Origin of the sequence: Roseibium sp. (assembly GCF_048261595.1) — a bacterium.
Classification (GTDB): domain Bacteria; phylum Pseudomonadota; class Alphaproteobacteria; order Rhizobiales; family Stappiaceae; genus Roseibium.
On the sequence record NZ_JBLXFW010000005.1, the window covers coordinates 78,666 to 91,201 of the forward strand.

Annotated in this window: 11 protein-coding genes; 2 read left to right on the forward strand and 9 right to left on the reverse strand. The window is 61.6% G+C overall.

Annotated features, from left to right (window positions below; genetic code table 11):
* Positions 1-6 precede the first annotated feature (6 nt).
* A complete protein-coding gene (locus ACN0SY_RS16170; RefSeq protein WP_417688913.1) occupies positions 7-678 on the reverse strand; it encodes a hypothetical protein in 672 nt (223 codons plus the stop codon).
* Positions 671-946, reverse strand: coding sequence for a DUF3572 domain-containing protein (locus tag ACN0SY_RS16175; RefSeq protein WP_417688915.1), 276 nt, complete (start codon positions 944-946; stop codon positions 671-673). The genes ACN0SY_RS16170 and ACN0SY_RS16175 overlap by 8 nt, the downstream gene beginning before the upstream one ends.
* A 166-nt stretch (positions 947-1,112) precedes the next feature.
* Here ACN0SY_RS16175 and ACN0SY_RS16180 point away from each other — a divergent pair, with 166 nt between their 5' ends.
* Positions 1,113-1,481 (forward strand): response regulator, encoded by a 369-nt coding sequence (locus tag ACN0SY_RS16180; protein WP_417688917.1) that lies wholly within the window; start codon positions 1,113-1,115, stop codon positions 1,479-1,481.
* Positions 1,482-2,106: 625 nt separating this feature from the next.
* Positions 2,107-3,822 (forward strand): methyl-accepting chemotaxis protein, encoded by a 1,716-nt coding sequence (locus ACN0SY_RS16185; protein ID WP_417688919.1) that lies wholly within the window; start codon positions 2,107-2,109, stop codon positions 3,820-3,822.
* 84 nt (positions 3,823-3,906) lie between these two features.
* Here the strand turns inward: ACN0SY_RS16185 and rpmG are convergent, their stop codons facing one another.
* From rpmG to plsY, 7 genes are all read right to left on the reverse strand, one after another.
* Positions 3,907-4,074, reverse strand: coding sequence for a 50S ribosomal protein L33 (rpmG, locus tag ACN0SY_RS16190; protein ID WP_417688921.1), 168 nt, complete (start codon positions 4,072-4,074; stop codon positions 3,907-3,909).
* 173 nt (positions 4,075-4,247) lie between these two features.
* Positions 4,248-4,997 (reverse strand): NUDIX hydrolase, encoded by a 750-nt coding sequence (locus tag ACN0SY_RS16195; protein ID WP_417688925.1) that lies wholly within the window; start codon positions 4,995-4,997, stop codon positions 4,248-4,250.
* Positions 4,998-5,001: 4 nt separating this feature from the next.
* Entirely contained in the window at positions 5,002-5,475 is a 474-nt protein-coding gene (locus tag ACN0SY_RS16200) for a DUF983 domain-containing protein (RefSeq protein ID WP_417688927.1), read from the reverse strand.
* Positions 5,472-7,802 carry a ribonuclease R gene (rnr, locus tag ACN0SY_RS16205; RefSeq protein WP_417688929.1) on the reverse strand — a complete coding sequence of 777 codons (2,331 nt, stop codon included), beginning with the start codon at positions 7,800-7,802 and terminating at the stop codon, positions 5,472-5,474. The genes ACN0SY_RS16200 and rnr overlap by 4 nt, the downstream gene beginning before the upstream one ends.
* Positions 7,799-10,468, reverse strand: a complete 2,670-nt coding sequence (gene topA, locus ACN0SY_RS16210; RefSeq protein WP_417688931.1) for a type I DNA topoisomerase — start codon at positions 10,466-10,468, stop codon at positions 7,799-7,801. The genes rnr and topA overlap by 4 nt, the downstream gene beginning before the upstream one ends.
* A gap of 194 nt (positions 10,469-10,662) precedes the next feature.
* A complete protein-coding gene (gene dprA / locus ACN0SY_RS16215; protein WP_417688933.1) occupies positions 10,663-11,805 on the reverse strand; it encodes a DNA-processing protein DprA in 1,143 nt (380 codons plus the stop codon).
* Positions 11,805-12,455, reverse strand: coding sequence for a glycerol-3-phosphate 1-O-acyltransferase PlsY (plsY, locus tag ACN0SY_RS16220; protein WP_417688935.1), 651 nt, complete (start codon positions 12,453-12,455; stop codon positions 11,805-11,807). Before plsY ends, dprA begins: the two co-directional genes overlap by 1 nt.
* Positions 12,456-12,536: the final 81 nt, after the last annotated feature.

The window sequence follows — 12,536 nt, forward strand, 5'->3', positions numbered from 1 at the left end:
GAAACTTCAGGCATTTTCCAGAAGAGAGGCGATGAAATCAGCAGTTTCCTGCCAGTCTCCTGTCAGAAGATCGATATGAGGCTCCGGCGCGACATTCGACCGAAAGCGCTCATCGGCAATGAACTGGATCAGCGATGCGGACGGAAGGCTCGCATTGACCGAGGAATGGTTCGTCGGACTGTCGTCGATGAAGACGACCGGTGCGGGCCGGCCGCCGGCAAGGGCTGCCACCGCGCCGCCCTTGGGCCCTGAATTGGTCAGCACCGGATAGGGGATGTCCATGCCGGCCAGCAGCTTTTCCCGGATCGGCTTGTTGTGGCCGCCGGGCAGGTTGGTCAGAAGTATGACCTCATGGGTCTTTGAGATCTGGCGCAGCGCCCGGTCCGCGCCGGGCACCATTTCCTGGCGATGACTTTCGGCATCGAAAAAGTCGGCCAGATGCCGGCTGACGAGCGTCTTGGGCACGACCGTGCCATCGGCCTTTTGCGCGATGTTGCCGGCGAACTTGTATTCGTGATTGAGGAAGGCCAGTCCCAGCGTGTCGAGATAGCGCTCCAGATGCGGGATCAGGTGCAGCACGACTTCATCGACGTCGCAGATCACCAGCGGACGGTCGGAGCGGGGCAGGGCCTCGATCTGGTCCAGAACGTGCCGGGAGGCCGGGTGGGGTTCAGGCATAGTCGGCAGGATCTCCGGCGAGGGCGAAACGGGCCATTGCGATCATGGTCGGGCGGATGCCGCTGTTTTCGCAGTAGGCAAGCAGCATGGCTTCGTCGGCCATGTAGAATTCCAGCACGCCGGCGAGGAAGCCGGGCTCTTCGGCCGCATCGCGAATCGACTCCGGCCCGATACCCGACACAGCGAGGAAGCGGCCGACCTGTTCCGGGTCCCTGGTCAGGTGGATCAGGGCGTCGGTGGCAATTTCCTGTGCCTTCTCAATGGGCATTGAGGATGTCGACTTTTCCAGCATTGTGAATTTTTGCCTTTCCGAAACGATTCCGCGTTAAAAGGAAAATTACTGCGGAGTGGGGGCAGGTGCCACTGTCGATTGACGGGCGTATTCCTTCATAGAACATTTTCCCGGCCGGGAGCCGGATCAAAAGGGCCGAGCAATGGCGAAAACCGTGCTTATCGTGGAAGACAACGAGCTGAACATGAAACTGTTTCATGATCTGCTCGAGGCGCACGGCTACGATACGCTGCAGACCAGAACGGGGATCGAGGCGTTGGAACTCGCCCGTCAGCACCGGCCGGATCTGATCCTGATGGACATCCAGCTGCCGGAGGTCTCCGGACTGGAAGTGACGAAGTGGATCAAGGAAGACGACGACCTGTGCACGATCCCGGTGATCGCTGTTACCGCCTTCGCCATGAAGGGGGATGAGGAACGCATTCGCCAGGGTGGATGTGAGGCCTATATTTCCAAGCCGATTTCCGTTGCCCGTTTCCTCGAGACCGTTCGAACCTATCTGGGCGATTGAAGACGATCTGAGCGGGTGTCCGCCGAGAGTTCCGGCGGTGCCATGGTTTGATTTCGGGGCTGCGTTCTGCATTGCGTCTCATTCAGCAGCCGTCCGGAAATCCGAATGCATTTCCCGGAGAAATTGCACTGTTTCGGATGTGCGTGATGGCTTGGGTGATGGGTTCTGCATGTTAAGGTTACGAATTTACTAAGAACCGATACCCTTTGTGCAAAATCCCCTGTTTGTGTTGATTTCCTGCACCGCTCTTGTAGGGTGACCCCACGTTTGAAGGGGCTTTTGCCGTTCAGGCGCATCTGCCTCAAACGACAGATTTCCCTACGGAGCGCTCAGGTCCGCCGCATCTCCTGGGTCCGTGGGGCAGGCCGGTAGGGAACCAAGCCGAAGAGTGGCCTCCTCGAATGCTTGTTTCCCACCGGCCACCTCTTCACTGGGTTCCCCAGAGTCACAATCCATTGCAGATCGCACTTTCCTAGCGGAAGCAAGCTGATGATCCGGTTCATGGCACCGGTATTCCTGACAGTTTGCCATAAAATATGACAGTAATTATCAGGTTTACCCTATTTACTGGTAATTAATAACGAAGGGGCAAAACTCGCGCAGAACCTATTCGCTGTGGGGTCCCATGACACGTTTTATTTCCAATATGAAGATCACAACTGCAATGGCAGTTGCGAGCGGAGCATTTCTGACGATATCGATGGTTGTCGTCGGCTGGATCGTCTATTCCGTCGCAAGCAATCAGGCGTCGGAGAACGCTACGGCAAAGCAAGACGTCAACCTGCGCGTCGCGGCCACGTTGCTAAACGAGCGCGTCGAAGGCGTGAAGGTTTCCTGGAGCGCCAACGGCAATGTTTCCAGGATCGAAATTGCAGGCCTGCCGGAGTTCACGTCCCATGAGCTGATCGATTCGATCGGACGCATGACTGGCGAGACTGCAACCATCTTTGCCTGGGATCCGGAGACCAAGGATTTCTGGCGCAAGACCACGAACATCATCAAGCCGGATGGAAACCGTGCCGTCGGTACGCCGCTGGGCCAGAAGGGTGCCGTCTACCCGGTCGTGACCCAAGGTAAGACTTTCCAGGGCCAGGCGACTATCCTCGGCAAGGATTACTACACGATCTACCAGCCGATCTTCACGCCCTCGAACGAGATCATCGGCATTCTTTATGCCGGGGTCGAGAAGGCTGCGATCCTGGCAAACGTGTCGGAACTGATGACCAAGTTTGCCATGCTGGTCGCTCCGGTCGTTTTGGTCGCCATTGTCGTGACGATGTTCATGATTGGCTTCCTGCTGCGCCCGATCACGCAGCTGGCCAAGATCACCGGTCGCATCGCCGAAGACGAGCTTGAGGTCGAGGTGCCCTATACCGAGCGTACCGATCAAATCGGCCAGATGGCTCAGGCGGTCAGCACGCTGAAGCTGAAGTCGCTGGAGCGCTCCGAGTTCGAGCGTCAGCAGAGCGAAACCGAGGCAGCATCGACCGTGCGTCAGCAGCGTATCGAGCAGCTGATCGGCGGCTTCCGCACGACGGTTGAAACACTGCTGGAATCTGTTGGCGAGACTGCACGTGGCCTCGACACGACCGCAGAAGCCCTCACCGGCATTGCCCGCGAAAGCTCCGGCTATGCGGAAGAAACCCAGGGCAGCTCCGTCGAGGCGACACAGAACGTTCAGACCGTTGCCAGCGCTGCGGAAGAACTGGCCGCATCCATCGGCGAGATCTCCCGCCAGGTCGAGCAGACCACGGAAGTCGTTGGCCGGGCCACGGAAGGCACGCGCATGACGAACGAGAAGGTCGAGAGCCTTGCGGCTTCCGCGACCAAGATCGGCGAAGTCGTGACGCTGATCCAGGCGATCGCCGAGCAGACCAACCTCCTGGCCCTGAACGCTACCATCGAGGCGGCACGTGCCGGCGAGGCAGGCAAGGGCTTTGCCGTCGTTGCTGCCGAGGTGAAGGAACTGGCGACCCAGACATCCAAGGCTACCGAGGAAATCGGTGCGCAGATCGCCGCGATCCAGGGCGCGACCAAGGAATCGGTTCAGGCGATTGCCGAGATCACCGAGATCATGGAAGAGGTGAACAACTACACCACCACGATCGCCGCGGCCGTCGACGAGCAGGGTGCTGCAACGACCGAGATCTCCCAGAACGTCCAGCGGGCGGCCATGGGCACCACATCCGTGTCTTCCAGCATGACCAAGCTCTCCGACGCGGTGACCCGCACCTCCACCTCCGCGGAGATGGTTCTGGCCGCCTCCGGCGAGGTGAGCTCCAAGACCGACACGCTCAAGTCCGAGGTCGAGCTCTTCCTCAACGAGGTTGCTGCCGCGTAAGGCTCCTGAGATCGCCCGGAAACGGGCAAAGAAAAAGCCCGCCGAAATTCGGCGGGCTTTTTTGTTGGTCGCTTCGGATCAAGATTACTTGATCTTGGCTTCCTTGAATTCGACGTGCTTCTTCGCAATCGGGTCGTACTTCCGCATGACCATCTTTTCGGTCATGGTGCGGGAGTTCTTCTTGGTCACGTAGAAAAAGCCCGTGTCCGCGGTGGAGAGGAGCTTGATCTTGATGGTGGTCGCCTTGGCCATGGCCTTCGATCCTGTTTTGTTTGTTCGGGCAAACAGTTCTTGTGGCCAGGGTCGCTGGCGATCAATCTGCCCCAGATTTCCGAAATCAGCGCGCAAAGTACTCATCGCGTGGCCAAAGTCAAGCGTTGCCGGTCGCAGGGGGCACAAATCCCCGGAACGCAGCGTTTGAGGCCCTAGAGATACTCGCGCTGGAAGTCACCGTTGCGGTAGTAATAGAAGGGAACCGGCGAATCCGGAGCCAACTCCGGATCATGCGCCAGGCGCTCTTCAAGGTCCTGGAGGATGCGCCGCGTGATCATCGGCAGTTCCTCCATCGCCCGCGCTTCATCGAGTGTCAGCCAGGCAATGTCCTCCAGTTCGCCGGAAGGCCCCGTGCCACCCGGCAGGCTTGCTGCAATGGCGCTGGCCGGCACGGCTAGGAAGCGGGTGTCGAAGCGGCGGGAGCGGTTCGGCGGCGTGATTGCACGGGCGATGAACCGCAAGGGGCCGAGGTCGGGCAGGACGCCATGTTCGATGAACTCCTGAAAGCCCTTGCCCAGACGCAGGTTCTCTTCAGCCTCCGCCTTGCGGCCGATGAAGAGGCCGGCTTCCTCGAAGGTCTCACGTATTGCGGCCAAGGCGAACGCACGCACACGCGCTTCGCTGCGCGGCCCTTTCAGCCGATCGGCGAGCTTTTCCTCGACAACCGGGTGATAGCCATGCGCAAGGGAAATGCGTGAATCGGACGGGTCAAGACGCCCGCCTGGAAACACGAACTTTCCGGGCATGAAGGTGTGGCGCATGTGGCGCCGCCCCATCAGGACCCGCGTGTCCTTGCCCTTGCCGTCCAGAATGAGCAGGGTGGCAGCATCCTTTGGACGGATATAGGGGTGCTTGCCCGCTTGTTCGTCCTTGCCGAGTTTAGCTGCCAGTCCTGTCTTCATGATCCTACTTGCGTCTTTGAAGTGTGTCGGCCGGATCCGGTTCTGGAAGTTCTTCGGAGAATTCCGGATCGAAGCCATGCATATAAAGGGCCCATTGCAGGCCGATGAGCGATCCCTTGATGGGGCGGAGCATGCCGAGGGATAGAATGAGCGTCAGCGGGATCCAAAGCGCCAGGTGGACCCATACCTCCGGGCGGTAAAGCACTTCCAGCGCAAGGAGCGCCGGAATGATGATGTGCCCGACAACCGTGATGGTGAAATAGGGCGGCGCATCGTCGGCCCGGTGGTGGTGAATTTCCTCGCCGCAGCTCTCACAGGTGTGCACCGATGTCAGGTAGCCGCTGAACAGCTTGCCATTGCCGCAGGATGGGCAACGGCAGAACAGCCCCCGAAGCATGGCGGGCATCACTGGCCGGGCCGGGCGCTCGCTCTTTGCTTCGGAAGCATGTGCATCAGGCGATGTGTAGGCAACGTTCATCGTTTCTTTGTCCTGGTTTTCGACTTTGTCGAAGCCCTGGATCGGCGCGAGGCAATCGTCTTGCGCGGGCCTTTGGACGTGCCCGTGCTTTTTCGACGGCTTTTTCCGGCAATGCGCCCGGGGCTCAGGAGTTCGAACCGCAAGGCGCCGGCAAAGGGAGCTGCTTCAACCAACTTGACTTCAACACTGTCCCCAAGCTGGTAGGTTTCGCCCGATTTGTCACCAATGAGAGAATGCGACCCTTCGTCATACCGGTAGTAGTCGAGGCCGATAGTCGAAGCTGGAACGAAACCATCCGCGCCTGTATCGGCAAGACGGATAAACAATCCAGACTTCACCACGCCTGCGATACGCCCTTGAAAACTCGCACCGATCTGGTCGGACATCCAAAGCGCGATCAGCCTGTCGATGGTGTCGCGCTCTGCAAGCATAGCGCGACGTTCAGCCGCGGACACCTCCGCCCCGATCGCTTCCATCTTCGACTCGATACCCTCCGGCAGACCATCGCTACCAAGGCCGAGGGCGCTGATCAGGCCACGATGAACGATCAGGTCGGCATATCGGCGGATCGGCGAGGTAAAGTGGGCGTAGCGGCGCAAATTAAGGCCGAAGTGGCCGATGTTCTGCGGATGATACTCCGCCTGCGCCTGGCTCCTGAGCACCACTTCGTTGACCACATGGGCCTGGGGCGTGTCCTTCACCTTGGCCAGGATGCCGTTGAAGATCGAAGGCCGCAGGCCGCCGGACGAGGGCAGTTTCATGTCGAGCGTCGACAGGAATTCCTTCAGGCTCTGAAGCTTTTCCGGGCTTGAGGCGTCGTGGATCCGGTAGAGCAGGGGAGACTTCTTCTTCTCCAGCGTTTCTGCCGCGGCCACATTGGCCTGGATCATGAACTCCTCGATCAGCTTGTGTGCATCGAGCCTTTCGGGCACGAAAACGTGATCGACGGTGCCGTCCGGCTTGAGCTTGATCTTGCGCTCAGGCAGGTCGAGTTCCAAAGGTTCGCGGGCGTCGCGCCCGGCCTTGAGGGCGTCGTAAGCGGCCCAAAGAGGCTTGAGGACGCCTTCGACCAGCGTTTCGGTCTTCTCGTCAGTGATGCCCTCGATGGCCTTCTGCGCCTGCGCATAGGCAAGCTTTGCGGCAGAGCGCATCATCACCCGGTGGAAGCTATGGCTGAGCTTGCGGCCCTTTTTGTCGAAGACCATGCGCACGCCCATGGCGGGCCGGTCTTCCTTCTCGCGCAGGGAGCAAAGGTCGTTGGAGATCCGCTCGGGCAGCATCGGGATCACCCGGTCGGGGAAATAGACCGAGTTGCCCCGCAGGTTGGCTTCCTTGTCGAGCGCAGAGCCGGGGCGCACGTAGTGGGCGACGTCGGCGATAGCGACATAGACGATGTGCCCGCCTTCGTTGGCCGGATCCTCGTCCGGTTCGGCAAAGACGGCGTCGTCGTGGTCCTTGGCGTCGGGTGGATCGATGGTGACCAGCGGTATCTGGCGCCAGTCCTCGCGCTTGCCCAGGGTGACGGGCGTTGCCCGCTCGGCCGCTTCCTCGACCGCGGCCGGGAAGACATGCGGAATGGCGTGGGCGTGCAGGGCGATCTCGGAGACGGCCTTTTCCGATTTCATCGAGCCGAAGCGTTCGACGATGGCCGCGCGCGGCGCGCCATAGCGGCCTGTGCGGGTCACCTGCACGGAGACAAGATCGCCGTCCACGGCGTCCTTCAGGTCGGTCGGGTCGACATCGAGTTCGCGCTGCTTGCGGTCGATCGGCTCCAGCCAGGGCAGCTTGTTGCCGGTGCGCTCCCGCAGGATGCCGAGGATCGCTCCCTGCTTCTTTTCGAGGGTCTTGATGACCCTGCCGGCATGCTCCGCCTCGGCGCCACCATCGGCCTCGCTTAGCCGGATCAGGGCGCGGTCGCCGACGCCGGGCTGGGCTGTCTTTGCCTTGCCGGTCAACACGAGGACCTTGGGCGCAGGTCCGGCTTCCTCGTCCCAGTCGACGGGTTCGCCAAGGAGTTCGCCATCGGCGTCGCGCGCGACAAGGGCGACGACGAAGACGGGCGGCAGATCACCCGGCCGGATCAGCCGTTTCTGGCGTTTTTCGACCAGACCGTCCTCGGACAGGTCCTTCAGGATTTTTTTCAGCTGGATGCGGGCCGCGCCGACGATGCCGAAGTGCTTGGCGATTTCCCGCTTGCCGGCCCTGCCGGGATTTTCCGCGATGAAAGTCAGAATGTCATCGCGGGAGGGGAATGCGCCCGGCGTCTTGGACCGGGCGCTCTTCTTTCCGCGGGCAGGCTTTTGCCCGCCTATGCGTCTTGCGTTCAAGTTGTCTCTTCCGCGACCGCCTCGTCAGCGGCCTTCTTGGACTTGGCCGTGGTCTTCTTTGCGGTCGTCTTCTTTGCAGCCGTTTTCTTGGCTGCGGGTTTCTTTGCCGTCGTTTTTTTGGCAGCGGTCTTCTTGGTGCCGCCCTTGGAAGCCTTGGCCGCGATCAGTTCGACGGCCTGTTCCATCGTGACGGCCTGCGGATCGGTGTCCTTCGGCAGGGTCGCATTGACCTTGCCGTGCTTGACGTAAGGCCCGTAGCGACCGTCATAGACGTTGACGGGACCGCCTTCCTGCGGATGCTCGCCGAGCTCCTTGAGCGGGGTGGCTGCCGCGCGTCCGCCCGACTTGGCGCGTTTCTGTGCCAGCGCGTCGACCGCACGGTTGATGCCGACGGAGAAGACTTCCTCCGGTGCCGACAGGTTGGCGTAGGTACCGTTATGGAGCACGAAGGGACCGTAGCGGCCGATGCCGGCACTGATCATCTTGCCGTCTTCGGGGTGCGGACCGACGTCGCGCGGAAGGGACAGAAGCTGCAGCGCCTTTTCGAGATCCATGTCCGGGGCAGACCAGCCGCGGGGCAGGGACGAGCGCTTGGGCTTGGCTTCCTCTCCGAGCTGGACGTAAGGGCCAAACCTGCCGGTGCGCAGGGATACGTCGAGGCCCGTCTCGGGATCCTGGCCGAGGATCTTCGGACCGTCGGCTGCCGCATCCTCTTCCCCATCGCCGCTCTTGGCAAGCTGGCGGGTGTAATTGCACTCAGGGTAGTTGGAACAGCCGATGAAGGCGCCGAAACGGCTGACTTTCAATGACAGCTGTCCATTTGAACAGGACGGACAGGCTCGCGGATTGGAGCCGTCTTCCTTTTCCGGGAAGATATGCGGCGCAAGCAGGTCGTTCAGGGCGTCGAGGACTTCCGAAACGCGCAGGTCCTTGATTTCGTCGACGGCGCCGGAGAAGTCCTTCCAGAATGCCTTGAGGACATCCTGCCAGGACAGCTCACCGGCGGAGATCTTGTCCAGCTGCTCTTCAAGGCTCGCGGTGAAGTCGAACTCAACGTAGCGATTGAAGAAGCTTTCCAGGAAGGCGATGACGATGCGGCCCTTGTCCTGGGGAACCAGCTGCTTCTTTTCCAGCTCCACGTAGTCGCGGTCGCGCAGGGTCTGCAGCGTCGAGGCATAGGTCGACGGCCGGCCGATGCCGAGCTCTTCCATCTTCTTGACGAGGCTGGCCTCGGTGTAGCGCGGAGGCGGCGTGGTGAAATGCTGGTCTGCCTCGATCGGACGTGCATCAGCATCGCCCGGAGCGAGATTCAGGGCAGCGCCCTGATCGACGGCAGGCAGACGCTTGGACGCCTCGTCTTCCTCGTCGTCGCGGCCTTCCTGGTAAAGGGCGAAAAAGCCGTCGAAGCGGACGACGGAACCGGTTGCGCGCAGCGCAGCGGTCTTGCCCGAACCCCTGGCGTCAATGTCGATGGTGGTGCGTTCCAGAACGGCGCTTTCCATCTGGCTGGCCATGGTACGCTTCCAGATCAGCTCGTAGAGCCTTGCCTGGTCCTGGTCGAGGAAGCGGGCGACATCCTTCGGGCGGCGGAACAGGTCGGTCGGGCGGATGGCCTCGTGGGCTTCCTGGGCGTTCTTGGCCTTGGAGGAGTAGACACGCGGTTTTTCGGGAACATAGTTGTCGCCGAAGTCCTGCCCGATCACATTGCGCGCTGCGGCGATGGCTTCGCCCGCGATCTGGACACCGTCCGTCCGCATGTAGGTGATGAGACCGGAGGTCTCGCCGCCGATGGCGATGCCTTCGTAGAGTTTCTGGGCCACCTGCATGGTGCGCGATGCAGAGAAGCCCAGCTTTCGTGAGGCCTCCTGTTGCAGCGTCGAAGTGGTGAAGGGCGGTGCCGGGTTGCGCTTGGCTGGCTTGGACGCAACGCTGGCGACCGAGAAGCTGGCGCTTTCCAGCATGGTGCGGATCGCGGTCGCCTCGGCTTCGCTCTTAATGTCAAGGCGACCGATCTTCTTGCCGTCGAAGCCGACGACGGAAGCGGGCAGGGCGTCCTTGTTCGGCGTCGTCAGGTTGGCAAGGATCGACCAGTATTCCTGCGGCTTGAAGACCTCGATCTCCATCTCGCGGTCGCAGATGAGGCGCAGGGCCACCGACTGCACGCGGCCGGCAGAGCGTGCGCCGGGCAGCTTGCGCCAGAGCACCGGAGACAGGGTGAAACCGACGAGATAGTCGAGGGCGCGGCGGGCGAGATAGGCATCGACCAGCGGCGTGTCGAGCTGGCGCGGGTTCTTCATCGCCTCCAGGATCGCCTGCTTGGTGATCGCGTTGAAGACCACACGCTCGACCGGCTTGTCCTTGAGAACGCGTTTTTTCTGGAGAACTTCCAGAACGTGCCAGGAAATGGCCTCACCTTCGCGATCAGGGTCAGTCGCGAGGATCAGCCGGTCGGCGTCCTTCACCGCGGCGGCGATCTCGCTCAGACGCTTCTGGGACTTGCTGTCGACCTGCCAGCTCATGGCGAAGTCTTCGTCGGGTTTTACCGAACCGTCCTTGGGCGGCAGATCCCGCACGTGACCGTAGGATGCCAGGACGTGATAGTCCTTGCCCAGGTACTTGTTGATCGTCTTGGCCTTGGCCGGCGATTCCACAATGACGATGTTCATCGGTATCCAAACACAGGTTGCTGGAGGTCGCACCCAGTCGATTTCTGGGCGGCGCGCGCGTCCGGCGGAAACGGAAGTCTCGGAATGGCGACGATCACGGATCGAAAGCCGCCTGTCAAATGGACCTTTGTGCGACATGGGTCAAGTCGAAGGTCCTTCACCTCAGTTATCCACCGTCGCCACCTCGTCGAAAATTACATTATCAGTGACACTCTTTGCCCGCGATGTCGCTCCAGCCGACCGGCGAGCTCCAGTTCAAGGAGCAGGACATTGACGGTTCGCGCGCTTTCGCCGGTGAAACGGATCAGCTCGTCGATTTCGACCGGGGCGGGACCCAGGGCGCTCAGGAGGCGATTTCGCGCGCTGTCGCTGGGCTCGGCATCAAACAGGGAGGGCGGGGCGTCGTCCGGTTCCGACATGTCCGGTGTGAAAGGCAGGGCAGGTTCGATCCGGCCGGCCAGGGCCTCGATGACATCCGCCGTGCATGTGACGAGTTGTGCGCCCTGGCGAATCAGGTTGTTGGCGCCCTCCGAGCGCGGGTCCAGCGGCGAGCCTGGAACAGCGAAGATGTCCCGGTTCTGCTCAAGGGCGAAACGGGCGGTGTGCAGGGATCCGGAACCCTTGGCCGCCTCTATGACGATGACGCCGAGGGACATGCCGGAAATCAGCCGGTTGCGGCGGGGAAAGTCGCGGCCTCGCGGCTTCCACCCGAACGGCATTTCCGAAAGCGCGTTGCCGCCATTCTCTATGATCGCCGCCAGAAGCCGGTCGTGTTCCGGCGGATAGAGCACGTCGATGCCGCCAGCGAAGACGGCTACCGTCCCGCTGCCCAACGCCGCCTCGTGGGAGGCCGCATCGATGCCGCGCGCCAGCCCGGAGGCGATGACATGGCCCTCCCGTCCGAGTTCAGCGGCAAACCGGGCGGCCAGCTTGCGCCCTGACAGGGAGGCATTGCGCGCGCCCACGATGGCGATTGTCTTCTGTGAGACGAGCGACGTACCACCCTTCACCGAGATGAGCGGAGGCGGGCCGTCGACATGACGCAGGTGTGGGGGGTAGTCGGGCTCGCCGAGCGCGACGAGGCGGGCGCCGTGGCGTTCATGGGCCGCCAGTTCCGCTTCCGCGTCCTGCAAGGGGCAGACGCGCAGCGACTTCTTGCCGCCTTTTCGGGACAGGGCGGGAAGGGCGCGCAGAGCTGCCTCTGCCGAGCCGAAATGATTGAGAAGATCGCGGAAAGTGGCGGGTCCGACGTTTTCCGACCGGATCAACCGGAGCCAGGCGAGGCGCTGAGCCTCGTTTAATATCAGGGCGTTCTTAGCGTTCGCCCCGAGATCCATCAGAGCGCGCCGTCCGGTGGTGCGTCGGCGGGTTTGGACTTGTTGCCGATCTTGGTTTCCTCGCCGTTCAGAAGGCGCCGGATATTCTCGTGATGCTTGGCCAGCAGCATGAGCGTCAGCAGGAAGAACATCTCCGCCATCTGGGTCTGGCCGGTGAAGAAGATGACCGTTGGGGTCACCAGGCTCGCGACAAAGGCGGACAGGGACGAATAGCGGAAGGTGAAGGCAATCGCGAGCCAGATGGCACAAAAGAGCAGGGCGAACGGCCAGTTGAGACCGAGCAGAATGCCGATGTAGGTGGCGACACCCTTGCCGCCCTTGAACTTCAGCCACACAGGGAAGAGGTGGCCGAGGAAGGCGCCGAGGCCCGCAATCAGCGCCATCTCGAAACCGTAGAGATGGTTCATCACCAGAACCGCGATCGTGCCCTTGAGGGCGTCGCAGGCGAGGGTCAGGGCTGCAAGCTTCTTGTTGCCGGTTCGCAGGACGTTCGTCGCGCCAATGTTGCCGGAGCCGATCTTGCGTACGTCGCCCATGCCGCCGAGGCGTGTGATGATCAGGCCGAAGGGAATTGAGCCCAGGACATATCCGGCGGCGAGAGCCAACAGGTAATACGGCCAGGCCATCGCCCAGCTTATCGGTTCAGGCATGTTTCCTCAGGCTCTCCCAGGTGGCGCCGCAATGGCACCCGAAGCAGGTTCCGACGGGCGCGCATGACGGCGCCCGTTCAT